Origin of the sequence: Streptosporangium sp. NPDC000509, assembly GCF_042898365.1 — a bacterium.
Classification (GTDB): domain Bacteria; phylum Actinomycetota; class Actinomycetes; order Streptosporangiales; family Streptosporangiaceae; genus Streptosporangium.
Window position 1 is genome coordinate 204,478 of record NZ_JBIAYX010000001.1, and the last position, 26,638, is coordinate 231,115.

The 26,638-nt window shown below is 65.1% G+C and carries 17 protein-coding genes; 3 read left to right on the top strand and 14 right to left on the bottom strand.

Features of this window, described 5'->3' with window-relative positions:
* Positions 1–226: 226 nt before the first annotated feature.
* Positions 227–1,543: a cellulose binding domain-containing protein gene (locus ACFY3D_RS00785; RefSeq protein ID WP_389973179.1), complete on the bottom strand. Its 1,317-nt coding sequence runs from the start codon at positions 1,541–1,543 to the stop codon at positions 227–229.
* A gap of 974 nt (positions 1,544–2,517) precedes the next feature.
* Here ACFY3D_RS00785 and ACFY3D_RS00790 point away from each other — a divergent pair.
* A complete protein-coding gene (locus tag ACFY3D_RS00790; protein ID WP_389973182.1) occupies positions 2,518–2,697 on the top strand; it encodes a hypothetical protein in 180 nt (59 codons plus the stop codon).
* 323 nt (positions 2,698–3,020) lie between these two features.
* Here ACFY3D_RS00790 and ACFY3D_RS00795 read toward each other — a convergent pair whose 3' ends face one another.
* The 8 genes from ACFY3D_RS00795 to polA form a co-directional block, all read right to left on the bottom strand.
* Positions 3,021–8,471, bottom strand: a complete 5,451-nt coding sequence (locus ACFY3D_RS00795) for a LamG-like jellyroll fold domain-containing protein (RefSeq protein WP_389973186.1) — start codon at positions 8,469–8,471, stop codon at positions 3,021–3,023.
* Between the two features lie 173 nt (positions 8,472–8,644).
* A complete protein-coding gene (locus ACFY3D_RS00800) occupies positions 8,645–11,704 on the bottom strand; it encodes a BTAD domain-containing putative transcriptional regulator (protein ID WP_389973189.1) in 3,060 nt (1,019 codons plus the stop codon).
* A 295-nt stretch (positions 11,705–11,999) separates the two neighbouring features.
* On the bottom strand, positions 12,000–13,178 hold the full coding sequence (locus tag ACFY3D_RS00805) for an SLC13 family permease (protein WP_389973193.1): 1,179 nt from the start codon (positions 13,176–13,178) through the stop codon (positions 12,000–12,002).
* 57 nt (positions 13,179–13,235) lie between these two features.
* Complete coding sequence (coaE, locus tag ACFY3D_RS00810; protein WP_362895244.1) at positions 13,236–13,835, bottom strand: dephospho-CoA kinase; 600 nt, start codon at positions 13,833–13,835, stop codon at positions 13,236–13,238.
* Positions 13,836–13,989: 154 nt separating this feature from the next.
* Positions 13,990–14,439, bottom strand: a complete 450-nt coding sequence (locus tag ACFY3D_RS00815; protein ID WP_389974318.1) for a GNAT family N-acetyltransferase — start codon at positions 14,437–14,439, stop codon at positions 13,990–13,992.
* 134 nt (positions 14,440–14,573) lie between these two features.
* Positions 14,574–16,082: a 30S ribosomal protein S1 gene (gene rpsA / locus ACFY3D_RS00820; protein ID WP_350948203.1), complete on the bottom strand. Its 1,509-nt coding sequence runs from the start codon at positions 16,080–16,082 to the stop codon at positions 14,574–14,576.
* A gap of 220 nt (positions 16,083–16,302) precedes the next feature.
* Entirely contained in the window at positions 16,303–17,421 is a 1,119-nt protein-coding gene (locus ACFY3D_RS00825) for a polysaccharide deacetylase family protein (protein ID WP_389973196.1), read from the bottom strand.
* A gap of 493 nt (positions 17,422–17,914) precedes the next feature.
* Positions 17,915–20,650: a DNA polymerase I gene (gene polA, locus ACFY3D_RS00830; RefSeq protein ID WP_389973199.1), complete on the bottom strand. Its 2,736-nt coding sequence runs from the start codon at positions 20,648–20,650 to the stop codon at positions 17,915–17,917.
* Positions 20,651–20,718: 68 nt separating this feature from the next.
* Between polA and ACFY3D_RS00835 the strand changes: the two genes are divergently transcribed.
* Positions 20,719–21,141, top strand: coding sequence for a hotdog fold thioesterase (locus tag ACFY3D_RS00835; protein ID WP_389974321.1), 423 nt, complete (start codon positions 20,719–20,721; stop codon positions 21,139–21,141).
* A 294-nt stretch (positions 21,142–21,435) separates the two neighbouring features.
* Here the strand turns inward: ACFY3D_RS00835 and ACFY3D_RS00840 are convergent, their stop codons facing one another.
* The 3 genes from ACFY3D_RS00840 to ACFY3D_RS00850 are packed head-to-tail and all read right to left on the bottom strand — an operon-like array spanning position 21,436 to position 23,912.
* Positions 21,436–22,224 carry an amino acid ABC transporter ATP-binding protein gene (locus ACFY3D_RS00840; protein ID WP_389973203.1) on the bottom strand — a complete coding sequence of 263 codons (789 nt, stop codon included), beginning with the start codon at positions 22,222–22,224 and terminating at the stop codon, positions 21,436–21,438.
* 2 nt (positions 22,225–22,226) lie between these two features.
* Positions 22,227–23,075, bottom strand: coding sequence for an amino acid ABC transporter permease (locus ACFY3D_RS00845; protein WP_389973206.1), 849 nt, complete (start codon positions 23,073–23,075; stop codon positions 22,227–22,229).
* Positions 23,076–23,078: 3 nt separating this feature from the next.
* Positions 23,079–23,912 (bottom strand): ABC transporter substrate-binding protein, encoded by an 834-nt coding sequence (locus tag ACFY3D_RS00850; protein WP_362895254.1) that lies wholly within the window; start codon positions 23,910–23,912, stop codon positions 23,079–23,081.
* Positions 23,913–24,182: 270 nt separating this feature from the next.
* Here ACFY3D_RS00850 and ACFY3D_RS00855 point away from each other — a divergent pair, with 270 nt between their 5' ends.
* The gene (locus ACFY3D_RS00855) at positions 24,183–24,752 is read left to right on the top strand and encodes a DUF4352 domain-containing protein (RefSeq protein WP_389973209.1); all 570 of its coding nucleotides are present in this window, start codon (positions 24,183–24,185) and stop codon (positions 24,750–24,752) included.
* A gap of 285 nt (positions 24,753–25,037) precedes the next feature.
* Here ACFY3D_RS00855 and ACFY3D_RS00860 read toward each other — a convergent pair whose 3' ends face one another.
* Together ACFY3D_RS00860 and ACFY3D_RS00865 are read right to left on the bottom strand one after the other, a co-directional pair.
* Positions 25,038–25,838, bottom strand: a complete 801-nt coding sequence (locus tag ACFY3D_RS00860) for an ABC transporter ATP-binding protein (RefSeq protein ID WP_389973212.1) — start codon at positions 25,836–25,838, stop codon at positions 25,038–25,040.
* A complete protein-coding gene (locus tag ACFY3D_RS00865; protein ID WP_389974324.1) occupies positions 25,828–26,592 on the bottom strand; it encodes an ABC transporter ATP-binding protein in 765 nt (254 codons plus the stop codon). The genes ACFY3D_RS00860 and ACFY3D_RS00865 overlap by 11 nt, the downstream gene beginning before the upstream one ends.
* Positions 26,593–26,638: the final 46 nt, after the last annotated feature.

Here is a 26,638-nt window from a genome sequence, read left to right on the forward strand (position 1 = left end):
CCTTGGCTGGTGACCCACCACGGGCGGTGGCCGAGGCTTCGCCGCTCGCCTGCGGGCCGCCCGACGACCGGAGTGGCGGGCTGTTCCACGCGGTACGGGGGTTCCCTGGCCCGGCCAGAGGGCGAGGCCATGCGTCGTCGCGATGAACGGTCACCCCGGCCTGCTGTGGTGACCGGGCGAGGGGACGGGAGCCAACGCTCCCGTCCCCTCGCCGCCGGTGACCGGGTCAGGCGGTGGTGCAGGTATTGCCGTTGAGGGTGAAGGAACTGGGTTTGGAAGTGTTGCCGCTGTGGGTGGCCTGGAAGCCGATCTCAAGGCTGGCCCCGGGGGCCAGGGCGGCGTTGTAGCCGACGTTGGTCGCGTTCACGGTGCCGGTGGTGGGACTGTAGGTGGCGTTCCAGCCGCTGGTGATGGCCTGGCCCGAAGGCAGGGTGAAGCTCAGGGACCAGCCGTTCAACGCCGTCGAGCCGGTGTTGGTGATGCTGATGGCGGTGGTGAAACCGTTGTTCCAGCTGTTCATCGTGTACGCCACCCGGCAGGCCCCTGTCCCAGGTGTGGGGCTTGGTGACGGGCTTGGGGTGGCGCTCGGCGACGGACTTGGTGAGGGAGTGGTGGTGGAGGAGAACTGCGTGAAGAACTTCCACACCTCTGCCGGCACCCATGTCCTGGAGCCGCTGTCACCGGGGGCGCCGTCCTGCGGGGCGGCGATGTGACCTTCGTCGAAGGCGGCCCAGGCGACCGGGTAACCCGCCCGGCACCCGGAGTAGGTGGTGACGCGGTGCGTCAGACTGCCCTGGCTGGGCTCGGGAGGGTTCTGCGCGGTGCATCCGTTGTTGCGGACGAACGTGTCCCGCAGAGACCGGCCGCTGCCGACACCGAGGACCGAGTCCCTGATCCCGTGGATTCCGAGGTAGGCGATGGGCTGGGTGCCTCCGCTACAGCCGCTGAGCAACCCGCCGGACTGCACCGCGACGGCGCGGAAGACGGTGGGACGGGAACACGCCAGCGAGTAGGACATCGCCCCGCCGTAGCTGAACCCCAGCGCGAAACGCTGGGAGGTGTCGACGCACAGATCGGCTTCGAGCTGCCGGAGAATGTTGTCGACTAGGGCGACATCCTCGCCACCGGAGTTGGCCCATCCGTTGTTGAGGCCCTGGGGGGCGACGAAGATGGCGCTGTTGTTGGCCAGCCTCTGCAACCCGTAGTACGCCCATACGTCGCGCTGGACGGTCTGCCCGGTCGCCACATCGGTGGCGGTGCCGCCCAGCCAGTGGAACCCGAAGATCAGCCGGTAGGGACGGTTGTTGTCGTAGCCGTCGGGAATCCGCAGGATGTAGGAACGGTTCTTGCCGTTGTTCTGGATCGAGTAGGTGCCGCTGCGCAGGGTCGGCGCCTTGCCGCACCCGGCGGTCGGGGCCATCGCGGCCAGGCTGCCGGACGAGGTGGTGCCGGCGCTATGGCTCAGCGCCGCATGAACTTGAGTCAGGACGAGGAGCGCCGCGATGCCGGCAGCGGCGAAAATGGACTGAGTTCGTGAGATCACGTTGCCTTCTCTGGAGTTGGTCTCGACGACGTGGCTGGGAACCCTCACTCCTTCCTCTCGGACCAGGCACGGGAGTGCCGATGGGGGCACACCAGGGTCTGCGCGCAGGCCGTCGCCGGCCTGTGGTGGGGGGTTCAGCCCGGCGGACCGAATCGGCCGTCGAACCTTTACCGCATGTTTCTCGCACACGGCGGCAATCGTCGGAGAAAACAGCGCCGACATCATGATTCGGCATGCGCCATCGGCAAATCGGCGCACCAGCCGATCACAGTCCTGGCTATATCTCCAAAGTAAGGTCGGTAATTGTTAGCGCTAGCATTTCAGCGCGTCGGATTGCGCGTTACGGTAGGCGCGGGAAAGCCGGGCTGTCAAGCAAGAGGGCGGGGTTCATGCGTGGATCCGGCCGACAGGGTGAAACTTTCATCGCGAGGCGCCGACAGGTGGCCCCGACCAACAATGAGAACGCAGGTCGTGGCGTTGAAGCACTACGAATCGCTATCTCGACGGATATACTCATGTTGACAGGCTCAACATTATTGGATGCACTCCGCAAAACTATCTTTCATGAGGACGACTGCGAGAGCGGATTGACCGGTAAAGCATCGGCGATAACAATCGAGATGATTGCCCGCCCCTACCTACTCCGCAGCCCGTCCTGGCAAGCCCCAGTTACGCACCTCTCGTAGATTAAGGTTCGGTTGCCTCAGAGCAGGCGTGTCATTCTCTTCGAACGGGGAGAACCAACACTGAAAAAGAGAATGAACGGCGTTGTTGAGTTCAGCGGCGGAAGCGGGGGGACCATCTTGATCCGGGCCGTAGTCACTCCCTAACCACCAGCAACAAATAGGGCGACCAGACGGAAACCTCCATAACTCGAAAGCCAACCAGCGGGATCAGTGCTTCGTGAATCACAAGGTTGATAACAAATGTGATCACCCTACATTTTCAATGGATTGTCACCCATCGTAACGACGATGTACGCCAAGAAGATTACGGAACACACCATCCATCCGATGGCAGCATTCCTCCACTCCCGTTTCCCTGTTGCCGCGATTCCAATAAATATCCAGGCAACAGGAAGCGCCCACACCACTATATATCTGCCGGAAGAAATCCCGAAAATCAAAACCGAAATAAAGCTGCAAATGATATAGGACATCACTGCAGCCAGCATTCCAATAATAACATGCACAGCAATCGTAACTTTTGATTCCACAACATAAGCCCTTTCTTGAGAATCTCCGAAATAGTGACTACTCGGTTCCCGTATTTAAGACAGTCCACATTGTCCTGCTAGGTCGCAAGCCGCCTGCCTCCCACACTCTGACCATCCACCAACTTACCGCGAGCGGATCAGCCGTGGCATCGGCCGGCTTGGACCATGCCCCCGGTACAGCCTCTGCTCCTCAGGACCTTCAAAAGAGAGAACATAGGCTGCACCGGGGGCACAGGGCTGGCAAATCGCCCTTAGCGTCTGCTAGAGATCATAAGGCATCCGCACTGCGATGTTTCGAGCGAATTTCGCCCACATATCGTGACGGATCGGATCAACGAGAAGAAGAGATTTCCATGGCTCGCTTTGAATTCCCTCCACGTTTCCCCAGGCGGTCACTCGAAGCCACAGATACTTGCCCACCCCCGTTGCTTTCCTGTCCGTTCCATTTAGTACAGAGAACCTGATAAGAGATCCTGTTGGCTCGAAATGCTCTTCGAGGGCTTCGAATGTAAAGTGGTCACTAGCTACGCCAACCACCTTAATGGGGAAGGTATCAAACAACCCCAACAGTGGAATATCCTCGAGTTCGCACACCTGTCCCACCCTTATAACCTTCGCGCATCCCCCCAAAGGAAAGACCGTAGAGAAGTTTCTTGTGATCCACGATACGGATTCCTTCGGCGTGACGCCTGGGCGGTAGGCGATATAGAAGTTATAGATATAAAATAGCTGATTTCCTGCACTTGAACAAGAAGCCGATTCCAAGGTCGCACCAGCTGACCGCGCAACTCCCTCAGAACCGCACGTACTGCCCTGGTCGTCGAAGAAATCATTCGAGTCTTGATATTCGGGAAGAGGAACCGTGATTATTTCGACACCACAGTTAGGGCTGAGCACAAAGATGCTTATGGTCGGAGGTATGGGCTCGACGAAACCTCCTGAGCCCGACGTAGCGGTGACTGCAGAGGGCGCTTTCTCAGTGCCACGGGATGCTGAAGTCATACTTGTGGCGTCAATAGCCCACTTGCGAGTGACTTTGACATTAACGTAGACAGTGCCGTCAGCATCAGCATAGACGACGGGATCGTCCAATGTGACAGTGGAAGCGGTGAGGGTCTTACCCTTTTCATGCATGAGGTCGCGCAGGGCCAGCAGCTTGACATTAAGGAGAGACAGAGAGGGAGTATTAGGATCGGACGGCGCCACGCCTGGAGCCTCCCAGATCGTGGCCGCTCTCCCTTCTAAAACTGCATCTTGCGCAGCGAAGTAATGTGCGACTCGATCAAGGTAGATCTGGCGGCCTGAACCTTCCGTCTCTGCCTCAGACCGAGCAGTGTCCGTCGCATCCCCAAAAGGCTGACCACTCAGCGGAGAGACGCAGGACCTGCTCGCTGCGCCCTGACTGGGTGGAGGTATCACCCGGGTAGTGAAACTGACGGCTTCCCATTCGCTAACTCCGTGGACAGTCTTGGACCGCACTTTGACGGTGTAGGAAGCGATGCCTGCAGCCAGACCAGCGATAGCTGCCCACGGACTGGTGACGAACAACTCCTTCACCTGAGTGCCGCCCGCATCAAATACACGCACGTCGTAACCGTCTAGCATTGCCACGCTGCCGTTAGATCGCGGTAGTCCCCAGCTGACGATCGCGCTGGCATCTCCGCCCGAGGCAGTCAGGTTAAGCACCTCACTGGGCGGCCCCGCTGGCAGGTAGGTCAGCGCCAAGGATGGTTGTTCAGCTGCCATCGGCTCACCAAAGGTGATGACCTCATCCTTATTGGAAGCAAGCAACAGCCACTGATACTCGCTACCAACAATATCGGTCTGGGCAGTACTGATCGGCAAAGAATAAGGCTGTCTGCCTTCCTCAACGTCGCTAGGCAGATCTGATCCCTTCGACTCGGCGGTAACCGGACTCTTCAACGGAGTGACGGTAATGACCGTGTCCGCCGGGCAGGCCCCGGCAGGGCAGATCGGGGTACCGAGTTTAAGGATGCCCTCCGACACACCCGCGCCATCGGGAAGCTCATCGAGTCTGAACCCGATTACCGCTGCCATCTTGTCGACACCGGTGCCGCCGATGCGCATGACGGTCGAATCGGTCACCGTACAGGGCGAACCGTCACAGGCCGTCGGATCGAGCCTGGCGGTCTTAATGACGAAGTTGTCCTTGAGCAGGGTCAGGTGGTTGACGGTTTCGGCCGGAGGCTCCGTTGGGGTGCCCGGGGTGGTGAAGCTCACCGCAGCCGTCTTAGCGGTGCAGATTTCCTCCACGCCTTCATCCTGAGCGGTCGGTGCGATACCTTCCCTGGCCGGAGGAGCGGCGTTCGGCTTCGAGGCTGTAGATGCCTGGGCGCCGAGGGTGTAGAACGTCCACTGGTAAGGCGCCATGGTGTTGCCGGCGAGATTCTTGGCGCCGGTCACCTTGGCTACATATCGCCCCTCTTCTGGCAGGTAGACAGGGTCAAGAGTCAGGATTTTGCCGGTCGCATCCATCCGCACCGGGCCGTCTATCGTGATGGGAGGGAAGTCAGGATGGTAGCCGATGACCTCGATCTGGGCGCCTGTCACTCTCTCGCTAAACGTCACCACCAGATCGGTATAAGGGGTGACTTCCCTCGCACCATTGACCGGAGCGGTCCTCACTACCGTGGGAGGGGTTGCATTTCCCGTCGGGGTGGGAGTCGGAGTCACGCTCGAGGTCGGGGTCGGGTTGGGGGTCGGAGTCACGCTCGGGGTCGGGTTGGGATCTGGACCGGGTGACGTGCCTCCTCCGACGACGCAGGCCTGCATCTGCCACTTGTAGGTGCGACCGGCCTGGACCGTGTTCTCCGCCACCTGGAACGACGCGCGCTCACCGCCGTTGACCGACCTCGCGCCCAGAGGGCTCGATCCGATCGGCGTGCCGGCGTTGTCGTACAGGAAGTACTTGGCGGTGACCGGTCCGCCCGAGGGGCGGTTGACCATGCCTGACAGGATCGGCCTGGTGGGGTCGGCCATACCGGTCTCGGCGTCCGTGGGAACGTAAGGCGCGTCGGTGGTGATGCGGTAGTACGGACTCTCGCTGCAGGTGATGGGGGTGGCCCCGTTGATGCAGGCCCTGACGGAGAACTTGAAGCTGTCGACGTTGCTGACGTCGTAGGTGATGGACGCGGCCTGGCCGGAGGGCAGGTTGGCGTTGGTGGGCGGGGTGAGGTTGAGCATCCACTGGATCTCGGTGGGGCTCAGAGCGCGGTCATAGGCACGGATCTCGTCATAGGCGGCCTTGACCGAGGAGTAGGCGACGCCGCCGCGCCTGCCGTCGCCGAGTTCGAAGGACCGGTCGGCCCGCCACGGAGTGACGGTGTAGTCGGCTTCCGCGGCCTGGACACCGTTGACGTACAGGCGGATCTTCTTGGCGGTGGCGTCGTAGACACCGGCCAGGTGGGTCCAGGTGCCGATCGACGCCGTCGTGGAGGACTTGATCTCCGTCACCGGGCTGGTGGCGGTGTTGTTGTGGTACATCTGCATGTTCCACTTGCGAGCGGTGGAGTCGTAGCCGACGCTGAAGGCGCTGTTGACGGTTCCGTTCTGGCTGATCAGCGGGATCGTCGAGGTTCCAACATCCAGCCTGACCCAACCTGCCGCGGAGAAGCTCTTGTCCGTCCGCAGCACCGGACCCGCAGTTGAGGCATGAGAAGGAATTCCGGCGGTGCCGTTGAGAAGGAGTGCCTTGCCGTCCTTGCCGTCGATCCACGAGTAGCGTCCGTCGACGAAGGTCAGAATGTTGCCCTTACCGCTTGAGTCGATGCCTCCGGTGCCGTCGGTGAAGCTCCATTTGCCGACCTCGCCACCACCGGTGGTCCAGGAGGGAAGCGGTGCGGTGGACTCGACCACGGAGACGTAGTAGTCGATGTTCCTTCCGTCGACGGAGGTGGACTTGTAGCCGACCTTGGCCGAACTCTTGCGTACGATCGCGTGGTCGCCGTCCATCGAGTCGACCGACTCGGCGGTGACCGTGGGGATCTCGGGCGGCAGGATGTACTGAGTGATCAGCTTGGGCGGGGTGGCACCGGTACCGGTCATCTCCGCAGAGTGGAAGACCGCCGAGTAGCCGCTGTAGCGATCGACGTTCTCGGTGGGGCCCTCAAGCCCAACGCCGTAGTTGGGCTGGCCGGCGGCCCAGTCCTTGACCCAGTTGGTGATCGGCCAGGTCATCACGCCGGGGGTGAGGACATTCGTGGTCGGGCACGGGGTGGCCACGAAGTCGAGACTGGAAGGTTTGTTGGACCAGGTCATCCTGCCCGGTGTCCAGCCGGTGTTGATCCGGGTGGCGTACACCCTGCCGTTGCCGCGCTGGTGACAGGCAGGTGACTCGGTGCGCCACAACTGCATGGTGGAGGAGATGATGGGCTTGTTGGCCAGGCTGGCGACGTCGAACGTCAGATACGAGCGCCAGTAGTTGACCGCGTCCACTCCGTTACAACTGGAGTAAACGGCGCCGATCTTCAGCAGCGTGGCGCCCGGCTGGTCGTTTGTCTTACAGTCCGCACCGCTGGAGAGCAGGGTGTCGGTTTTAACAGTCAGGGTGGAGGTGGGGTCCACCACGACGGGATAGACAGTGGCGGGGTCGGCCAACCAGTCGGCGTCCGGTTTGAGGACTAGCGTCCGTTTACCGTCCTCCTCGATGACGGAGGTGGCGATCGGGGCGTTACGCGGAGCCTCGCCGGCCTTGGGATCCCGCGTGCCGACGCCGGTGCTGTCCCACATCACCGGTTTCGGCGCCTGGGCGACGACCTTCTTGTCCTTGCCTTCGGTGAGCTCCAGACCGCCTCGCTTGGACACGGCGAGGGTCAGCTCCTGAGACTCCACCGGGATGCGGATCTCCAGCGCCTTCTTGGGACGCTCACGCAGTACGACGTCATGCTGAAAGCCGGTGGGCAGGGCGGTGACGACCAGGTCGGCCGCAGGTCCGGCGGCGTCCGGGTAGGTGGCGACGTTGCCCTTCACCACAGGACGGGGCAGCTTTCCGTCCCAGGAGAGGCTGAGGCTCTGGTCCGTATCACGCTTCATCACCGCGAACGGAGCGTCGGTCCCGCCGAGGGAGAAGGCGAGGTCGGCCTTGGCCACCTTGGGCTTGAGGACGCCGTCCTGCTCCACCAGCGTGGTGTCGATCCACGTCCAGCGGCCGTTGTCATCTCTGACCTGCGCGGGACCCGAATACGACTCCGTTTTCAGGCTGCCGTCCGGGAAGGCCCAGGTTCGCGAGGTCTCGGTGAAGGCTCCGATGGCTTCGATCGGCTTGTTCTGTTTTCTCGCCTCCGCGACCGCCGCGCGCAGCGGGGCATCGGGGTCTTTCGGGAGAGGGAACGGCGTCTGGGGTGGCGCCAAGGGGGCAGGGCTGGGGTCGGCGGCCTGTGCGGGCAGGACGCCGCCCGACACCAGAAGCGAGGCGGCCAGGGCCGAGACGGTCACGATCGTGGTCGTGACCCGTCTGTTCGGTCTGCGCCGCCGGGGCGGCGCGAAGGGACGGTTCGGTAAGGGAAACCCCACCGGTGCCTCCATTGTGAAAGGGAGAATGACCGGCCGGGCGAGAAAAACGGGAGAGCCCGGCCGAAGATGATCTCGACAAGCATCCCGGCCGGTGCTGTTGATCTTGTCTGGCAAAATGTCGCGATCTTGGTCGAACTCGGACTTCGCCCGCTCAACAGCAAGAGCCGGGGCCTCCGGCATCCCTCGCAGAGCATCGCCAAACGTTCCACCCCTGGATCACGCATCCACACCCGATGGGAAAGATCCTCTTGAAGCGATGATCGACCAACGGATCAGGGCGAGCCTTGAGATCGCAGGGCACTTGGAGCGCCATCCCACGGCTCGCGATACAGGAATACCTCTGCAGTATTTATTCAGAGCGCCGCCAGCCGTTTGGCAACAGCATCCGCCTCGGGAATTCCCATAGGGGCAAAAACAGCAAGGGCTTTCTCTAGATGGATCTTGAATTCTTCCTTTTTACCCAAGGCTTTCATGGCTTCGGCAATTCCCTTGTGAGCGTACCCTTGGAAGTAGACATACTTCAAATCCATGGCCAACTGCAGGGCGGCCCGAGAGCTCTTCACCGCCTCGCTCGGATTTCCACTGGCAAGAAGAGCATTGCTCAGATCGCAAAGAATTTCACATTCGAGCTCCCGGTCGCGTACTTCCCTTACCTGAGTGAGAGCCCTCTCATGATATTCGATCGCCTTGGCGTGAAGCCCGCTCCGCCCGTGATCCCTGCCGAGATTATTGATGGCATCAGCTTCAAGGCGAGCATTTTTCATCTCTCGCCCGACCCGAAGGGCTTCCGTATGACATTTCAAAGCCTCATCGATCCGACCGAGTCGTAAATAGGCTTCCCCTTGATACAAGAGAATGTAAGCATCTTTATGCCGACCATCCTCTTTTCGTACATAGGAGCGGCACTCCTGAAGGCTTTCAACAGCCTCCTCAAGCCGCCCTAGCTGCAGGTTGGCTATTGCCAGATGGTACAGCGCACCTTGCCCGTCAGGACGTTCGCCGAGCGCACGCTCGATCGCGAGAGACTGCTGGCAGATTTTAATCGCCTCGCCTGGCCGCCCCGTACGGATAAGACCGTATCCGATGTCGCGCAACGCCTTTGCCTCACCTCTGCGGTCCCCTGTCGCACGTCGCAAAGAGAGAGCCCGTTGCTGTAGCTCTAGATAGTCATCGTATTTTCCAACAAAAATATATGCGTATCCCAGGGCACCCAGTACTTCAGCTTCAGCATGCAGATCATCAAGTTCTCGGGTTGCGATAAGACTGATCCGATGAGTAGCGATCCAATCGTCTATACGATCGTTCAGATAGAAAAAACGAGACAGGGTTCGAGCCATCTTCCAAGCATGGTCACGCCAGCCTTGAACAGCGCAGTAAGAAATCATCGAGACAAGCGACGGGTATTCCTCCTCCAACCAGAAGGCAGCCGCCTCGGGCCGACCGAATATCTTCTTAAAGCTGTATTCGGCTGGAACGTCTGTCAGCATACTGATCCGACCTGGGTCGAAGAGGTTCATAGCCTCGTCAGCCATGTACAAATACCAGTCGAAGAGACGCGACAACGCGTCACGCCGGTCAACCACTCGATCGTCAAGTTCGCTACGATCACGCGCGTAGACCCGCACCAGATCGTGCATAGTCAGCCGTCCCCCGTCCCCGCGCTGGATCAGGTGAGCGGCCACGAGCCTGTCGATCGCGGCTTGCCCCTCGCCGGAGGACAGACTCGCCAGCGCCAGAACAGCGTCGACACCGATGTCAGACCCAGGGTGAAAGCCCATCAGCCGAAAGACTTTTCGCGCGGTTTCGGGCAATGCTCGGTAGGAAAGCTCGAAAGCGGCGCTGACTCCAGTGTGTGGATCCTCTCCGATATCCAAGACGACGAGTGGGTTCTCATTTCGGAGCCTTGCCACGAAGTCGGCGATGGACAGGCTCGGCTGTCCTGCGAGATGAGCCGCCGCCAGGCGGAGTGCCAAAGGCAGGTGACCACAGAGCTCAGCCAGCTGGGACAGGGCCTCGATTTCTCCACGGGTCTGCTCGGTTCCCAGGATTTCGACGAGTAGGCCTCGTGCCTCATCGGCCGAGAGGACACCGAGAGTAATATTGCGGACATCATGGGTAACCCAGAGCCCTCGTAAGGAGTCACGACTGGTGATGACCACTTTGCACGAAGGTGAACCGGGGAGCAGCGGACGGACCTGATCAGGACTCGCCGCGTTGTCGAGAATGATGAGAACTCGCCTGTCGGCCAGGATCGACCTGTAGAGGGTCTCTCGTTCGTCCGCCTCCTGCGGAATCTCCTCCACCGCCATACCAAGCCCGCGCAGGAGACGATGCAAAGCCTGCGCCGCCTCCACAGGCTGCCCCTGCGAATAACCGCGAAGGTTCATGTACAACTGCCCGTCTGGAAACAGCCCCGCCACCCGGTGTCCCCAGTGTGTCGCGAGCGCGGTCTTCCCGATCCCCGCCGTACCGGCGATGGAGGTGATCACCGTGGCTTGGATACCGCCTTCGCCCCTGGATAACATCAGGTCCAGTTGCCGCAGATCATCCTTCCTACCGGTGAACCGGGCGATGTCGGAGGGCAACTGGCGGGGAATTGGCATCGAGCGTGGAACAACAGCCACTTCAAGGTTCCGTGGCTCCGGATCGAGCGACGGGTCGGCCGAAAGAATCGCCTGATGAAGTCTGGCCAGATCCTCTCCCGGTTCTAGCCCTAACTCGCTCCGGAAGTACCGATGCGCGATCCGGTATTCCTCCAACGCCTCCGCTACTCGCCCCTCACGGTAGAGGGCGAGCATTAGCTGACCACGGAACCTTTCGTGCAGCGGATTTTCGGCAACGAATCGTCTTAGCTCACCGATGAGTTCGGAGTTCCCGCCCAAGGCGAGATCGGCGTCTATCCGCTCGGCGAGAGTGACGATCCGCCGTTCTTCCAACGCGGGACCTTCGGTCATCTGAAACTCGGGGTGAGTACCAGCGAGCGCTGGACCACGCCAGAGCATCAGGGCTTCACGGAACCGCTCCGCCGCCCGTACGACATCGCCCGCCGACAGGGCTGTTCGCGCCAGGTCCACTTCACTGTCGAAGACATCAAGGTCCGAGGAGCCGGCAGGAATCTGCAACGCGTATCCCGTAGGGGAACTCGCGATAACAGCGGCATCACCCAACAGGCGGCGCAGAGACCATAGATGGTTGTGGAGCAGTCGTCGACCGGAAGCGGGAACAGCGCTCCCCCATAGCGCGACCAGCAGTCGATCGTGGGAGACGACGCGGTTCGCGTTCAACACCAAGACTGCCAGCAGGGTTCGCTGTTTCTGTCCAACGACTGACACGAATCGTTCGTCACGCCAGATACCCACCGGTCCGAGTACGCGAAACTCCATGTCTCTCCAGGTTTCTTCGATACGTATCAAAACACTAGGAAATTATGCCGCACTGTTCTAGTCCATGCACATACAGTCACACCCGTTCGGGTCTGCCGCGATACACAGATATAGGGTGCCAAGCCATGCAAGATCAAGATATTTACAAGAAATGAGATGATGAAACCTCTCCCAGATACCCGCGAAGCTCTTTTCGCTGCTTCATAAAGATCGGAGAGTGTTCAGGTGAGCACCGCTGAATGCGATGCTCGATCAAGGTTCCGCTACATGGACCACTCGTCGATGTCGTGGCGAAACCGAAGGGGCGATCTGTCGCCCCGACGGCTCAGGCAGTGAGCAGCAGGGCCGCCACGGTGGCCGGGACGGCCACCGCGACCAGTGCGGTCCCCGCCAGCAGGAAGGTGCGTATCGGCACCCGCACTCCCCTGCGGCGGCACCACTCGAACCAGAGCAGGGTGGCGAGGGAGGCCCACGGGGTGATCACCGCGCCGACGTTGGTGCCGATGAGCAGGGCGAACAGCGCCTCCCGGTCACCGACGGGGATGACCTGCTCCACCGCGGTGTAGGCGGGCAGGTTGTTGATCAGGTTGGACAGTACCGCGCCGACGGCCGCCACTCCGTAGGCCCCGTCACCCGCGTGGGTTCCGATCAGGGTGCCCATCACCGAGGCCAGGCCGTGCCGGCTCAGCGTGGGCACCACCAGGAACAGGCCCACCACGAAGACGAGCAGCTGCCAGGGGAACAGGGCGAAGGTGAGCTTGGCGCGGTCCCGCCAGGTGAAGGCGGCGATCATCAGGGCCGCCCCGGCCAGGGCGGCGAACTGGATCGGCAGTTCCAGGAGGATCGCGGCGACGAACAGTACGCAGACCCCGGCCGCGACTGCGAACAGCACCCGATCCGCGACCGGCTCGGGGATCGGCGGGGCGTAGCGTTCGGCGCCGCGCCGGCCTCGGCGCCAGAAGAACACCCACAGGAAGAGCATGGTGATCGCGATCGCGACGAGCTGGGGGATCCAGAGCCTTCCCGCGAACTCGCGGGTGGACATCTCCACCCGTCCCAGGACCAGCAGGTTCGTCAGGTTCGAGACCGGCAGCAGCAGGCTGGCGGTGTTGGCCAGCCAGAGGGTCGTCATGGCCAGCGGCAGTGCGGCGATCCCGGTCCTGGCCGCGAGGGCGAGCATCACGGGCGTCAGTAGTACCGCGGTGGTGTCCAGGTTCAGGAAGATCGTGACCAGCGACGCGAAGGCCGTGCAGAGCAGGAAGAGCACGGCGTACCCACCGCCGCCCAGCATCGCCAGCCGGGTCGCGATCACGTCGAAGAGCCCGGCCTCCTTGACGAGGTCGGCGAGGACGACCACCGCGGCGAGGAAGAGCAGGATGGGGGCGATCCGCTCCATCTGGCTCTCGGCCTCCCGCAGGGGAAGCAGGCCGGTCGCGACGAACAGGAGTCCGAGGCCCAGCAGCGCGAGCCGGATCCAGCCCAGGAGGGTCAGTCGTCGCAGCACATCGGAAATGATCGCACGCCTCACCTGGGCGGATCGCTCCAGGAGGGGGGACCGGGCTCAGTCGGTGGCGCGGGCCTTCAGGTCGGACCAGAGGCCGTCCATCCGGGCCTCCAGCTCCTCCAGGGTGCCCTCGTTCGGCACCACGATGTCGGCGATCTCCAGCCGCTCCTCGCGGGTCGCCTGGGCCGCGAGCCTCGCCCTCGCGTCCTGCTCGCTCATGCCGCGCAGCTCGACCAGCCGGGCGAGGCGCACCTCGTCGGAGGCGTCGACGACGATCACCACCTCGTACATGGGGGCGAGCTTGTTCTCCGCCAGCAGCGGCACGTCGTAGATCACGATGCTGCCGGGGGCCGTCTGCTCCTGCAGCTCGGCGACCCGCGCGCCGACGAGAGGGTGGACGATGGCGTTGAGCGAGGCGAGCTTCTCGGAGTCGGAGAAGACGATCGAGCCGAGCTTCTCCCGGTCGAGCGAGCCGTCCTCGCGCAGGATGCCCGTGCCGAAGACCCCGGTCACGCGCGCCAGCCCGGGGGTTCCCGGCTCGACCACCTCTCTGGCGATCTTGTCGGCGTCGATGATCACGGCGCCACGGGCGCCCAGCCTCCGGGAGACCTCGCTCTTGCCCGATCCGATGCCACCGGTAAGCCCCACCATCAACATGATCCGCAGCATACGCCGTATCGGCCGTGCTCCGGCGTGGTCGGCTCGGAAGCCGGAATCATGCCTCTCGGCGCCGGAGGTCACGCCTGCCGCCCTTCAGACGCAGAACGTCCCACGGGGATCGATTCGCGTACGGAGACGCTCCTGGGTGCCCTCAGAGCTCCCTGCGCATGTGCACCAGGGTGAGGTGGTCGGTCATCCGTTCCCTGCGCGTCTCGCGGTAGCCGTGGCGGCGGTAGAGACGCAGGTTGCCCTCCGACAGGTGGCCGGTGAACAGGTCGAAGGCGAGTGCCGTGGCGACCTCCTCGTGCAGGGCTACCAGCAGGGCTTCGCCGATGCCCTCGCCCTGCCGGTCCGGGGCGACCACCAGGCGGCCGACCAGGCAGGTCGTGCCGGACATCCGGCCGCGGACCGCGCCCACGATCCGCGCTCCGTCACGGGCGACGAGCACGGTGGCCGTCTCGACGGCCTGACGGACCTGGGCGATCGACTCCACGAGCGGCGCGATGAACGGGTCGCCGTAGAGCTGGGCCTCGCTCACGTAGGCGGCGCGCTGCACGGTCAGGATCTCGCCCGCGTCCTCGGGCTCCGCCCACTCGATCATGGTCACGGCGCCACCCTAGCGGCCGGGCGAGAGCCCCCGGCAGGGGAGGCACTCCGGGAACGCGGAAAGGGCCCCGCCGGAGCGGGGCCCTTCCTTCGATCTTCTACCGCGTTGTCAGCGCCGTCGGCACCGGGTCAGCTCTGGCCGCCCGCGAGCTTCTCGCGCAGGGCCGCGAGAGCCTCGTCGGAGGCGAGGGCGCCCGCCGCCGGAGCGGAGGAGCCGCTGCTGCCGCTGGTGGAGGCACCGGTGGAACCCGAGGACGGGGTCTCGCCGGAGTAGGACGTGGGGGCCGCCTCGCCCGCCTCGGCCTCGGCCTTGCGGGCCTCCTCGACCTGCTTCTTGTGAGCCTCGAAGCGGGTCTGAGCCTCGGCGTACTGCCGCTCCCACTCCTCGCGCTGCTTGTCGAAGCCTTCGAGCCACTCGCCGGTCTCGGAGTCGAAACCCTCGGGGTAGATGTAGTTGCCCGAGTCGTCGTAGGTCGCCGCCATGCCGTACAGCGTGGGGTCGAACTCGACGTCGGCGCCGATCGCACCCTCGTTCGCCTGCTTGAGCGAGAGCGAGATCCGGCGGCGCTCAAGGTCGATGTCGATGATCTTCACGAAGATCTCGTCGCCGACCTGGACGACCTGCTCGGGGATCTCGACGTGGCGCTCGGCCAGCTCGGAGATGTGGACCAGGCCCTCGATGCCCTCCTCGACGCGGACGAACGCACCGAACGGCACCAGCTTGGTGACGCGGCCCGGAACGACCTGACCGATCTGGTGGGTGCGGGCGAACTGCTGCCAGGGGTCTTCCTGCGTCGCCTTGAGCGACAGGGAGACGCGCTCGCGCTCCATGTCGACGTCGAGCACCTCGACGGTGACCTCCTGGCCGACCTCGACGACCTCGGAGGGGTGGTCGATGTGCTTCCAGGAGAGCTCGGAGACGTGGACCAGACCGTCGACGCCGCCGAGGTCGACGAACGCACCGAAGTTGACGATCGAGGAGACGACGCCCTTGCGGACCTGACCCTTCTGCAGGGTGTTGAGGAACGTCTGGCGAACCTCGGACTGGGTCTGCTCAAGCCAGGCGCGGCGGGAGAGAACCACGTTGTTGCGGTTCTTGTCGAGCTCGATGATCTTCGCTTCGAGCTCGCGGCCCACGTACGGCTGGAGGTCGCGGACGCGCCGCATCTCGACCAGGGACGCCGGCAGGAAGCCGCGCAGGCCGATGTCGAGGATGAGACCACCCTTGACGACCTCGATGACCGTGCCGGTGACGATGCCGTCCTCGTCCTTGATCTTCTCGATCGTGCCCCAGGCCCGCTCGTACTGAGCGCGCTTCTTGGACAGGATCAGGCGGCCTTCCTTGTCTTCCTTCTGGAGAACAAGGGCCTCGACGTGCTCGCCAACCTCGACGACATCCGCCGGGTCGACATCGTGCTTGATCGAGAGCTCTCGCGAGGGGATGACACCCTCGGTCTTGTAGCCGATGTCGAGCAAAACTTCGTCTCGATCGACCTTGACGACGGTGCCCTCGACGATGTCGCCGTCGTTGAAGTACTTGATGGTCAGGTCGATCGCTGCGAGGAACTCTTCCTCGGAGCCGATGTCGTTGACCGCTACCTGCGGGGTGCTCGAGGTGGCCTCAGTGCTGCTCGTCATGTGTGGAGTTGCTCCGAACGCGGACAGATGTCGATGTGGCGAACGCGCGGCAGGCTTCTTACCGTCAGCCGAAGAAAAAGTATCGGCGTGATCGAGCGCGAGCCCACTCCGTCCGAGACACGCGCGAGCCCACAACGCAGCGATCAGCATATGAGACCAGACGGGTATGGTCAATCCAACGACTCTACGCGCCCACGTGCCGGAAGGATAACGATCTCGCTCAATAAGCGTTGATCTTCTTCCTCTGGTCCGCCCTGATACTACCCCGAAGCCTGTCCGGGATGGAGATGCGTTCGGGGTCGCCGTCGGCCGTGTAACGCTCGCCGGGATGCTTGTCCAACCACCCGAGCCAGTAGTCCGAGCACCACTTGCGGCACTCCCCCTTCCTGCCGTTGCTCTGGATCCGCTGGATCGCGCGCCGGTCGTGGCCCTTGACGAACGGCGAGACCGACGGTTCGGCGCCGGCCAGGAAGACGCCCTTGAACCGATAGGAAACGTCACGCCATTTTCCCGACTGCACGGTAGATCTTTTGCGGGGCATCGCGCCGAACGGCAGCGCCATCGTCTCCGAGGGGGGCACGCCGAGCCTCTTCAGCAGCCGCTCGACCCTGGCGAGTTGCTCAACGATCTTCTTCTTGGGCAGGCTCGGCAGGTGGGGGTGGCTCCAGGTGTGGTTGGCCACCTCGAAGCCCCGCGAGACCAGCCACTGCACGGCCCGCTCCTGGTCCTTCTCCTCGCGCAGGCCGAACGGGTGCTGGTTGACCCAGAAGGTGGCGACGGGCCGGAAGCCGGGATACTTCACGGCGACCTGGTAGATGATGCCGACCGCGGTGTCCTTGACCGGGGTGCCGTCCGCCTCGAGGGCGAAATGGCTGGGATGGCCGTCGTCGAAGGTGAGCACGACCGGATACTTGCCCGCGGGGATGTCCATCCTGCCGGTGGCGAACTCCCGGGCGGTGACCGGCACGTAGCCGTCCCTGGCGAGCCTCTCCAGCTCCTTGCGTACCTGGGCGGGGGTGCGGTCGATCGACGCCAGCCGCTTGCGGGTGATCCGGTGGTACATCAGGATCGGGACCGCTCCGGCCTCGTTCGCCTTCACCTGCCGCGCGAACTCAGCCGAGGCGGTGATCGGCGGCGGCAGCTCGGCCGAGGGCAGGTCGGGTGTCGGCGAGGGGGACGCGGAGGAGGTCGGGGGCGGGCCGCTCACCGCCACTCCCTGCCGGGGGGCGCCGGGCGGCGCCGAGGCGGACGGGAGGACCAGGAGCCCTATCAGCGCCACCGCGACGACCAGTACGTTGGCCATCATGATGATCTTCGTCAGGGGGGTCGTACTCCGCACTGAACTCCCGTGCCCGTCGAGCTTTTCGGCTTGGATCACCACCTTAGAACAGGCTTCGGACAGGCCTGGCCGATCGGTGGGCCCGACGGACGGGAGATGATCGCCAGGGCCCGGCGTCCTCCCAGGTGGGACCGGTGAGGCTCTCGACGGTCGGCGTCCTCACAAGTTCGTGAGAGAGCCTGTGGGACGGTGGCCGCCGAACGGGCCGGGGCCGTCGGCGCCCGAGGTCTCCACAGGCGCGGCCGAGAGCCGGTCGGACGGCGTCCACCGGATGGGCACCGGGCACCGTCGGCGCCCGGCGTCCTCCCAGATGCGGCCGAGAGCCGGTCGGACGGCGTCCACCGGATGGGCACCGGGCACCGTCGGCGCCCGGCGTCCTCCCAGATGCGGCCGAGAGCCGGTTGGAGCGGCGCCGACCGTCCTCGGGAGTCCGGGGCTCCCCAGAGGCCGTCGGTGCGCGCCGACCGTCCTCTGGAGCCGCCCCGGGGGCTCGTCAGTGGCCGGCGTCCTCCCAGGTGCGGCCGACGCCCACCGAGACGGCGAGCGGGACGCGCAGGGAGTATGCGGCGTTCATCCGGTCGGTGACCAGCTCCCGCAGGGTCTCCAGCTCGCCGGGGGCCACCTCGAACACGAGTTCGTCGTGGACCTGCAGCAGCATCCGGGAGCCGAGGGCCGCCTCCTTCAGCGCGCTCTGCACGTTGAGCATCGCGACCTTGATGATGTCGGCGGCCGACCCCTGGATGGGCGCGTTGAGCGCCATCCGCTCGGCGATCTCGCGGCGCTGGCGGTTGTCGCTGTTGAGGTCGGGCAGGTAGCGGCGGCGGCCGAGGATGGTCTCGGTGTACCCGTCGTTCCTGGCCTGCGCGACGATCGCGTTGAGGAAGTCGCGGACGCCGCCGAACTCCTCGAAGTATTCCTCCTTGAGCGCCCGCGCCTCGGAGACCGGGATGTTGAGCTGCTCGGAGAGCCCGAAGTCGGACAGGCCGTAGGCGAGGCCGTAGTTCATCGCCTTGATCTTGGCCCGCATCTCCCCGGTGACCTTCTCCGGCTCGACGTCGAAGACCCTCGCCGCGGTGGCCATGTGGAAGTCGTGCCCGGACTCGAAGGAGGCGATGAGCGCCTCGTCACCGGACAGGTGGGCCATGACGCGCAGCTCGATCTGGCTGTAGTCGGCGGTGAGCAGGGTCTCGAAGCCCTTGCCGACCACGAAGCCCTGCCGGATGCGGCGGCCCTCCGCGGTGCGGATCGGGATGTTCTGCAGGTTGGGCTTCTCCGAGCTGAGCCGGCCGGTGACGGCCACGATCTGGTTGAACGTGGTGTGGATGCGGCCGTCGTCGGCGATCTCCTTGATCAGGCCCTCGACCGTGACCTTCAGCTTGGCCTGGTCGCGGTGGCGCAGCATGATCGTCGGTAGCTCGTGCTCGGTCTGGGCGGCGAGCCAGGCCAGCGCGGAGGCGTCGGTGGTGTAACCCGTCTTGGTCTTCTTCGTCTTGGGCAAATTGAGCTTGACGAACAGGATCTCCTGGAGCTGCTTGGGCGAGCCCAGGTTGAACTGCTCGCCGCCCACGGACGCGTGCGCCGCCTCGACCGCCTGCTTGACCGCGGCGCCGAACTCGGCCTCCAGGCCGCTGAGCTGCTCCCTGTCGGCGGCGATGCCGACCCGCTCCAGCTCGGCCAGCACGGTGACGAGCGGCAGCTCCACGTCGCGCATGAGGTGGGTGCCGCCCAACGGCTCCAGGAACGTCTCCAGCGCGTCGGCGAGCTCGCCGACCGCGAGCGCCCGCAGGGCGAGGTCGCGGGCGCCGTCGTCGTCCTGGTCGTCGAAGAGGCTCGCCTGGCCGCCGTTGTCGGTCTCACCGCGCAGCTCGCGGCGCAGGTAGACCCGCACGAGGTCTTCCAGCGGGAACGAGCGCTGCCCCGGCATCGCCAGGTAGGCCGCGAGCGCGGTGTCGCAGGTGAGGCCGCGCAGCTCCATGCCCTGCGCCCACAGCGCGAGCATCGGGCCCTTGGCGTCGTGCACGGCCTTGGGCTTCGACGGGTCGGCGAGCCACTCGCGCAGGGCCGCCTCGTCGGCCTCGGTCAGCGTGGTCGGGTCGATGAACGCGGCGCCGGAACCGCCCGGGGCCGCCTTCCCCTCCCCCGCGCCGGCTCCCGCTCCGGCCGCCGCGACGGCGATGCTGTCGACGCGACCGGTGCCGCTGCCGTACGTGCCCTTGAAGGCGAGGCCGGCGCGGCCCTCGGGCAGCGCGCGCAGCCACGGGGCCACCTCGTCGGGGCCCAGGGTGACGACCTCGACCTCGAAGCCCTCTTCGGCCTCGGCCTCGGGCGAGCCGATCGTCTTGAACACCCGGTCGCGGATCTCGCCGCGGAACTCCAGCGTGTCGAGGATCTTGTTGATCTCGTCGCGGTCGGCCGTGCCGATCTCCAGGCTGGTGACCTCGCGCTCCAGCGGCACGTCGCGGATCAGCTGGGTGAGGCGCCGGTTCATCAGCACCTGGTCGAGGTGGTCGCGGAGCTTGTCGCCGACCTTGCCCTTGACCTCGTCGACGCGGTTGACCAGCTCCTCCAGCGAGCCGAACTCGCGGATCCACTTGGCCGCGGTCTTCTCGCCCACGCCGGGGATGTTCTTCAGGTTGTCGCTGGAGTCGCCGCGGATGGCCGCGAAGTCGGGATACTGGGCCGGGGTGAGCTCGTACTTCTCCAGCACCGCCTCGGGGGTGAAGCGGGTCATGTTGCTGATGCCGACGCGGGTCATCAGCACGGTGATCCGCTCGTCGACGAGCTGCAGCGCGTCGCGGTCGCCGGTGACGACGAGCACGTTCATGCCCTGCTCGGCCGCGCGGGTGGCGAGGGTGGCGATCAGGTCGTCGGCCTCGTATCCGGCGAGCGACAGGTGCGGCACGCCCATCGCGTCGAGCACCTCGTGGATCAGGCTCATCTGGCTGCGGAAACTGTCGGGGCTCGCGCTCCGGTTCGCCTTGTAGTCGGCGTATTCCTCGTGGCGGAACGTCGGCTCGGAGCGATCGAAGCAGACCGCCATGTGGGTCGGCCGCTCGTCGCGGAGCACGTTGACCAGCATCGAGGTGAAACCGTAGACCGCGTTGGTCGTCTGGCCCGTGGTGGTGGAGAAATTCTCCTCCGGCAGGGCATAGAACGCCCGATAGGCCAGTGAATGCCCATCCAGCAGCAGGAGACACGGTCGAGTGGGGGTCGCTTCGCTCTTCGGCACAAAGAAAGCCTAGTCTCCTGGTGCGACAGAAAACCTGGCCTCGCACGACAGGAGACTTCCCTTTGACCGTGACAGACCCCGAGGAAGCCGCTCGGCGGATCGAGGAGGCGCTCGGCGCCTCGTACAAGAACACGCTGGTGGAGCTGATGGGCATCGTCATCACCGAGGCCGATGCCGAGCGGGTGGTGGGCACGATGCCGGTCAAGGGCAACATCCAACCCTACGGCCTGCTGCACGGCGGTGCCTCGTGCGTGTTGGCGGAGACCCTCGGGTCGACGGGAGCGACCCTCCACGCGGGTCCCGGGCGGATCGCGATGGGTATCGAGATCAACGCCACCCACCACCGCGCGGCCACGTCAGGGCTGGTCACCGGGGTCGCCACCCGGATCCACGGCGGCCGTACGCTCGCCACCTACGACGTCGAGATCCTCGACGAGCAGGGCCGCAGGGTGTGCACCTCACGCCTCACGTGCATGCTCCGCGACGCCTGAGGCGTCCGAATCGCACCCGATCACGTCCGCCGATCACCCGATCACATCTCGTCCTCGATCATATTCCGACCGCCTTTTTGCCTTCCTCGCGCAACCGGTCCGCTACGGTGGGTGACGGTGATGCCCGTGGGGAGGCCGAGTAGAAAACGTACGGGGTCGGGGAAGCTCCGTATGGCGCCAAAGGTCTCCCCCGGGCTCGCCGGGTCCACACGCCCTGGGGTTCGCGGGCCTGCCGTGCGGCCCGCGCCGGGCGGGCGCGGGCCGTACGGGGGCGGTCCTGGCCGCCGACGCGCGTCAGATGTCGGTGTGCGTCGGGTCGAGCACGCGGCGCAGGAAGGTCTTCGTACGCTCGTGCTGAGGGGCGCCGATCACCTGCTCGGGGCTGCCGTCCTCCACGATCACGCCGCCGTCCATGAACACGACCCGGTCGGCCACGTCGCGCGCGAACGCCATCTCGTGGGTGACCACGAGCATGGTCATCCCCTCCTCGGCGAGTTTGCGCATGACCGTGAGCACGTCTCCGACGAGCTCGGGGTCGAGCGCCGAGGTGGGCTCGTCGAAGAGCATCAGCGCCGGGCTCATCGCGAGTGCCCTCGCGATGGCCACGCGCTGCTGCTGTCCGCCGGAGAGCTGGGCGGGGAAGGCGTCGCACTTCTCGCCGATGCCGACCTTCTCCAGGTTCTCCCTCGCGATCCGCTCGGCCTCCGCCCTGCCCCGCTTCAGCACCCGGCGCTGCGAGATCATCACGTTCTGCAGGACGGTCATGTGCGGGAACAGGTTGAACTGCTGGAAGACCATGCCGACGCCCCGGCGGGCGGCGTCGATGTCGACGTCGCGGTCGGTCAGCTCCACGCCGTGGACGACGACCTTGCCCGACGTGGGTTGTTCCAGGAGGTTCACGCAGCGCAGCAGCGTGGACTTGCCCGACCCCGAGGGGCCGATCACGCAGACCACCTGGCCGGGTTCGACGGCGAAGTCGATGCCCCGCAGGACTTCGTTCTTGCCGAAGTACTTGTGCAGGTCACGGATCTCGACCGCGTGGTTCGCCGGGGCCTCCGAGGTTTCCGGATTCGCTGAGCTCACTGTCACCGTCCCCTCGCCTGTCGCCTCTCCAGCCGGGACGCGAGGTAGCCCAGCGGGATGGTGACCAGTAGATACGTCACGCCTACGACCAGGATGGGCGTGGCGTTGGCATAGGTCGAGGCCGTGTCGTTGCCGAACTTGGTGAGCTCGACGTAGTCGCCGGAGACGCCGAGGAACAACACCAGCGAGGAGTCCTTGAGCAGGGACACGAACTGGTTGGTCGTCGGCGGGATGACGATGCGAACGGCCTGCGGGATGACGATGGAGACCATGGCCCGCGTGTACGACATGCCCAGCGAGCGCGCCGCCTCCATCTGCCCCTTGGGCACCGCCTGGAGTCCGGCGCGGAGCGTCTCGGCCATGTAGGCCGAGCCGACGATCGTCAGGCCCAGGATGCCCTGGCCGTACGTGCCGCCGGGCACCTCGAAGCCGGTGATGGCGAGCGGCAGGAACAGGATGAGCAGGAAGATCAGCAGCGCGGGCAGGCCCCGGAAGATCTCGATGTAGGCGACCGCGATCCACCGGTAGGGACGCACCGACGACAGCCGCATCAGCGCGAGTACCAGGCCGAGCAGGAAGGCGAAGACGAAACCGCCGACCGAGTAGATGATCGTGTTCTTCAGCGCGACCGTGAACAGGTCGGGAAGCGTCTGCTCGGCGACGTCGAGCTTGGTGAAGTTCTCACCGAGCTTGCCCCACTCGATGCGCAGGGCGAGGAAAACCGCCACGGCCACCAGTACGACGTACTGGACGGCTCTGCTGATCTGCTGCCTCTTGCGGGGACTGAGCCCGCTCCTGCCGGGGGCGCCCCCGGCAGGAGCGGGCTCTGTCGTCTTTGGCTGGTCGGTCATCGATTAACCGAGCTCGCCGGGCTTCTTACCGAACCACTTGACGAAGATCTGCTCGTAGGTGCCGTCGGCCTTGGCCTCGGTGATCGAGTCGTTGATCGCCTTGAGCAGGATCGGGTCGGCGTTCTTCTTCAGGCCGACGCCGTACTGCTCGCCGGTGTCGAGGCTGGCGACCAGCTCGAACTTGTCGGCGATCTCGGGCTTCTTCAGCCAGGTCAGGACGACCGGGAGGTCCTGGACGATCACGTCGACCTGGCCGGACTGCAGGCCGAGCAGCTCCTTGGGAGAGTCGGCGAACTCCTTGGGGTCGAAGCCCTTCCCCTTGACGTAGTCGAGGCCCGTGGTCGAGGCCTGGGCGCCGAGCTTGAGGTTCTTCGCCTTCACGTCGTCGAGGGTCGTGACGCCGGTCCCCTTCTTGGCCAGCAGAGCCTGCGTGGCGTCGAAGTAGGGCACGGAGAAGTCGATGTTGGCCTTGCGCTCCTCGGTGATCGTCATACCGGCGGCGGCGACGTCACACTTGTTGGTGGCCATCGCCGCACCGCTCTTGATGACGGCGAAGTCGATGTCGACGATCTCCTGCGTCAGGCCGAGCTTCTTGGCCGCGAGGTCGACGATGTCGACGTCGAAGCCGACGACCTTGTCGCCCTCCTTGAACTGGAAGGGCTCGTACGGAAGGTTGGTGCAGGTGGTCAACTTGCCGGGAGTGACGAGCTTGGGGCCCTCCGCGGCCGCGGGAGCACTTGCCGAGGCACCATCGCTTGGGCTGGCGGTGGTGGACGTGCCACCGCCGCAGGCCGAAAGGCCGAGCGCACCGGCGACGACCATGGCACCCACCGCCATCGCACGACGGGAAACAAAACTCAGGCCCACGAAGGCCTCCTTACGGTCAATGTCGCTTCTTGTATGGATACCTCAGTGCAGGTCATGCTTCATCACCTGCATAATCATGCAGATCACCACTACGACACAATTCGGACAACAACCGTGGTCAAGGGTTTCTGGTCGATACCCTGCCCCCGCGCGGATCCGGGCGCCGGTACTTGCCCGATCGTCAACCGTGATCCGGGGAGCCGTTGAACCAGAGGATCTACCTCGACTACCTTGCCGGATGTGCGTGATCCCCTGAAACCGATCGCCGGTGCCGCCCTCGCCGCCCTCCTCCTGTCCGGCCTGTCCGGCTGCTCGGGAGCGCCCCAGGCGAGTCCCGCCTCCCCCCAGGCCACGCCCACCCCGACCTACGAGCTCCCGCCGCGCCCGGTGCGGCCGGGTGAGAGTGCCGTCAAGGCCGCGCCGGTCACCGACGGTGACACCCGGTTCCAGGTGATCGGCCTGCAGAAGGGCCTGAGCGGCTTCTTCGGCAGCCACGCCGAGTGGCAGGCGAAGGGGCAGTACGTGGTCGTGCGGATCCTCGTGGAGAACCCCGGCCGCACCAACTCCCGCTTCGACGCCAAGCGGCAGAAGCTCGTCGCCGCCGACGGCGCCACCTACACGGTCGACAGGTTCGCGCAGGCCATCAAGCGGCAGCCCGACGAGCTCCCGCTCGGCGCCCAGGTCAGGATCGAGCTGGACCTCTGGTACGACATCCCCAAGGAGGCGAAGGTCTCCGCGATCCGGCTGTTCGGCGACCCGCCTCTCGGCGTGGGCGGCAGCACCGACGGTGTGCAGGTGCCGCTGCCCTGAGCCGGCCCCCCCACCATCCCGGCGCCGCGCGGAGCGGCCCAGGGGGCCTGTGTGGCCCAGGGGCCCGTGCGAAGGGGCCTTCAAGCCCGAGACGCCCTGACGTTCTCCCCGCGGCTCCCCGACGGGCTTCCCGCGGGGAGCCGTGGACTTCCCGCGGGCTTCCCGTGGGCAGGGGAGGCTCCCCGGCTGCTCCTCGCCGTGCTCACACGAACGGGCCCGCCGCGCGGAGTGCGCGACGGGCCCGTCAGGTGCCCTCAGGCCCGGGTGGGCCGTGGAATCACGGCCTCAGGGCAGCTTTTCCTTGCTCTCCTTGGGAGCGGGAGCCGGAGCCGAGGCCGCCGGAGCGGCCTGTGCCTGCGCCTCCGCCTCCAGGTCGATCTCCGCGCCGCCCCCCAGGTAGGCGGCCTGCACGGCGGGGTCGTTGAGCAGCTCGTCCGCGGGCGCGCTCTTGACCACCTTCCCGGTCTCCAGGACGTAGGCGCGGTGGGCCAGCTTCAGCGCCTGCTGGGCGTTCTGCTCCACCAGCAGCACCGTGGTGCCCCGGCGGTTGATCTCCTCGATGATCTCGAAGATCTGCTGCACCAGCAGTGGCGCCAGGCCCATCGACGGCTCGTCGAGCAGCAGCACCTTGGGCTTGGCCATCAGCGCGCGGCCGATGGCGAGCATCTGCTGCTCGCCGCCGGACATCGTGCCACCCATCTGGTTTCTGCGCTCGGCCAGGCGGGGGAACAGCTCGTAGACCTCGGCCAGGTCGGCGCTGAAGTCTCCGGAGCGGGTGTAGGCGCCCATGAGCAGGTTGTCGTGCACCGTCATGCCGGGGAACACTCCCCGGCCTTCCGGCGACTGCCCCAGACCCGCGATGACCCGCTGGTGGCCGGGCATCTTGCTGATGTCCTTGCCGTCGAAGACGATGCTCCCCGACGTCAGGCCGCGCAGGCCCGAGATCGTCTTCAGGGTCGTGGTCTTGCCCGCCCCGTTCGCCCCGATGAGCGTGACGATCTCGCCCTCGTTCACCTCGACCGAGATGCCCTTGAGCGCCTCGATCTTGCCGTAGTGGACACGGATGTCCTTGACCTCAAGAAGCATCGGCGGGAGCTCCCAAATACGCCTCGACGACCCGGGGGTCGGTCCGCACCTCGTCCGGCAGGCCATCGGCGATCTTCTGGCCGAAGTCCAGCACCGCGATGCGGTCGCTGATGCCCATGATGAGGCTCATGTCGTGCTCGATGATCAGAATCGTCCGGCCCGCGTCGCGGATGTCCCGGATCAGCTGCTGCAGCGCCACCTTCTCCGCCGGGTTCATACCGGCGGCGGGCTCGTCGAGCAGCAGCAGCTTCGGGTTGGTCGCGAGCGCGCGGGCGATCTCCAGGCGGCGCTGGTCACCGTAGGGCAGGTTCTTGGCGTGCTCGTTGGCGCGGTGCGAGATGCCGACGAAGTCGAGCAGCTCCATCGCGAGCCTGCGCCCGTCCCTCTCGGCCCTGCGGTGCCAGGGAAGCCCCAGCGCCACGCTGACCATGCCCGACTTGTGGTGCGCGTCCGCGCCCACCATCACGTTCTCGATCGCCGTCATGTTGTGGAACAGCCGGATGTTCTGGAACGTGCGGGCGATGCCCCGCTTGGTGATCTTGAACCGCTTGATGCCGCTGATCTTCTCGTCCAGGAAGCGGACCTCGCCCTCGGTCGGCTGGTAGACGCCGGTCACCACGTTGAAGACCGTGGTCTTTCCCGCGCCGTTCGGGCCGATGAGAGCGAAGATCTCTCCCTCGTTGACGGTGAGGTTCACCTCGCGCAGTGCCGTGACACCGCCGAACCGCATGACGAGGCCCCTCAACTCCAGCATGGCGCGACCAGCGCGTTCCACCTGGACCGCCTCGGAGTCCTTACCT